The sequence below is a fragment of the Mesorhizobium sp. M7D.F.Ca.US.004.01.2.1 genome (assembly GCF_003997785.1).
GTDB lineage: Bacteria > Pseudomonadota > Alphaproteobacteria > Rhizobiales > Rhizobiaceae > Mesorhizobium > Mesorhizobium loti.
The window spans coordinates 1-2,749 of record NZ_RZRQ01000527.1; the positions used below are offsets into that span (position 1 = coordinate 1).

At 67.0% G+C, this 2,749-nt stretch carries 2 protein-coding genes and 1 pseudogene; all 3 read left to right on the forward strand.

The features are described from left to right. The coding region (locus EN993_RS34185; RefSeq protein ID WP_164758001.1) for an OmpA family protein at positions 1–766 on the forward strand (766 nt) is incomplete at its 5' end. Next, positions 763–2,145: a chemotaxis protein MotC gene (locus EN993_RS34190; protein ID WP_127266084.1), complete on the forward strand. Its 1,383-nt coding sequence runs from the start codon at positions 763–765 to the stop codon at positions 2,143–2,145. The genes EN993_RS34185 and EN993_RS34190, both read left to right, overlap by 4 nt. Continuing rightward, positions 2,142–2,749, forward strand: a pseudogene (locus EN993_RS34195) (flagellar hook-length control protein FliK); the annotation flags it as partial. The gene EN993_RS34190 and the pseudogene EN993_RS34195, both read left to right, overlap by 4 nt.

A 2,749-nucleotide genomic window follows, 5' to 3' on the forward strand; every position in this document is an offset into this window, starting at 1 on the left:
CACCAGGATCGAGGGCGATCCGGTCAAGCCCGGTGACAAGACCGCCGAAACGCAAGTGCCCAAAGTCAAAGCCGTACCGCCTGTCGCGGCCGCGCCGCTCGAGCCGCTAGCCAAGGACGCGACAGGCAAGCAGGCCGCGAACCCCGCCACGGCAATGGCCAAGGCCGGCGACACGAAGCCAAGCGAGATCAAACCGGGCGAGACCAAGCCGGGCGACACCAAGGACGCGAATGCGGCCAAGGTCGAGGCCGATGCGCAAAAGCCTGCCAAGCCCGACACCGACGAGAAGGCGCCGACCGCGGCTGCCGTCAAGGCCGCAGCCGACGTCAAGCGGCAGTTGGCCGATGCCTTCAAGCCCGGCGACAAGCTGCACGACGGCGTCTCCGTCGAAGCCACAGACAAGGGCGTCGTCATCTCGATCACCGACCAGCTCGACTTCGGCATGTTCGAGGTTGGCTCGGCGCTGCCGAGCCGCGAACTGGTACTGGCGATGGAGAAGATCGGCCGCATCGTCAACAGCCAGAAGGGCACCATCAGCATCAACGGCCACACTGACGCCCGGCCGTTCCGCAGCGACAGCTACGACAATTGGCGACTGTCGACGGCGCGCGCGCATTCCGCTTACTACATGCTCGTGCGCGGTGGCGTCGACGAACGCCGCATCACCGAGGTCGCCGGCTTCGCCGATCGCCAGCCGAAGGATCCCGCAGATCCATTGTCGGCCGTGAACCGCCGCATCGAAATCCTGATGGCGACTGGCGGATGAGGCGAGCGGCCGTCACCAGCCGGTTGATTGGCCTGTTGCTGCTGACCGGCGGATACCCTTCGGCCGGCTTTGCCCAGGATGCGCTGCAGCCGTATCAACTGGTGCGCTCGCTGCAGCTGATCCAGGATCGCATAGCCGCCGGCGATCATGCCGCCCTGCCGATGCAGGCCAAGCTGCTGGAGATGGCGGATGCGCGCCTGCGCGCGGCGGATGCCGAGGATTACAAGGATCCCAAGAACTTTCGCGCCCTGCTTGTCTACGGCATGAGCGGCGGAAACCCGATCACCGTCGAAGCCGCCACGTCGCGCGCCACGACGGACCCGCAAAGCCTTGCCATAGCCAAAGGCGTTATCGACTACCTCAACGGCCGGCCCGGCGAGGCTATCGAAGTCTTGGGGCCGATCGATCCCATGGCGCTGCCTCCCGATCTCGGCGCTTTCCTTGCCCTGGTCAAAGGCTCGCTGCTTGCCGGCGACCAGCCGGCGGCCGCACTCGGTCTGCTCGACGAGGCAAGATTGCTCAGCCCCGGCACGCTGGTCGAGGAAGCCGCACTTCGCCGTTCGGTCGGCATTGCAGTCGCGCAAGGCGACGCGGCACGCTTCGCGCTTGCCTCCACCCAGTATGTCGAGCGCTACCTCTATTCGCCCTATGCCAGCCAGTTCGCCGACTCCTTCGTCTCCGGTGTCATCGCGCTGCATATGTCGATCAGCCAGGACAAGCTGGGCGACATCACCTCGATGATGGATCCCGAGCGCGAGAAGGTGATCTATCTGCGCATCGCCCGCCGCGCCGCGATCGACGGCCTGAACGAGCTGTCGGCTTTTGCTTCGGCGCGGGCCGAGCAGGGTCGTGGCGGCAACACCAACCAGGACGATCCACGCGCCCTGCTCTATGCCAGCCTTTCCACGGTCACCTCGGGCACCATCGAGGACGTTCGCGCCAAGCTTGGCAAGATCGACCGCACCAGGCTGTCGGAAGGCGACCGCGCCTTGCTCGACGCTGCTCAGGCCATTGCCGGCGAGGTGGTCGCGCCGCCCGCCGCCCTTCCCGAGGAAAAGCCTGCCCCTGGTGCGGCCGTGCAACCACTGGCGCCCAAAATCACCACGGCGCAAGGCGCCGATGACAGCGGGCTGCCACCGGTCGAAGGCGCGATCGCGGAGCAGCCTGCCGCCACCGCGGCCTCCGGCGGGCCAACCGCCAATGCGCCGGACACGGCGGCGGTTGCAGCCACATCCGCCGAAGCAGCGACTGTCACGCCGGTCTCGGCACCGTCGCCTGCAGCCGGTCCCGAGCCCACCGATCCGACCGACGCCGCCATGACCAGAACACGTCGACAGCTCGACCTGATCGACCAAATGCTTGGAGCCGCCCCCAAATGACCACCAGCCTCGGCTCGGCCCTGCCAGGATTTGCCTCGACGCGTGCGACGCCGGAGCAGCCGGCTGCGAATGGCAGGAATGACGACGCCGGCTTCGGCAAGATGCTGCGCGGCGACACAGTCCCTACCCGCCCGGAACGGCAGCCGCGGACCGAGGCGGGATCGCACGACCAGCGCTGGGGCAAGCTCGCTGCCGGCCTTGCCGGGCATACCGGCAAGACCGAACCGGCATCGGCTGCCCCCGGAAAGACAGCCTCGGCCAAGGTGCCGACCGTGAAAATCGGCAAGGACAATCTGGAAACAAAGGCGCACAAGGACGATGCCGACGCCGAAGAGACGGCGCCGGACGGCGATGCCGTGCCGCTTCAGGACGACCTGTCGCTACTGATCGCGTTTCATGACTTGCGCCATTTCTCGACGTCGACCAAGGCGGCCGGGCGCGACGCGGCAGCCGCCGAGAGCCCATCGGACCCGGCGCTCGACGGACAAGCTCCGCTGCCGAAGACCTATCGATCAAAATCCACGGCCGGACGCGAGGCCGTCGAAACCATGTCGAAGCCGGAGCAAGTGTCGATCGTCGACGGGCCTTTGACGGAGCTTAACGC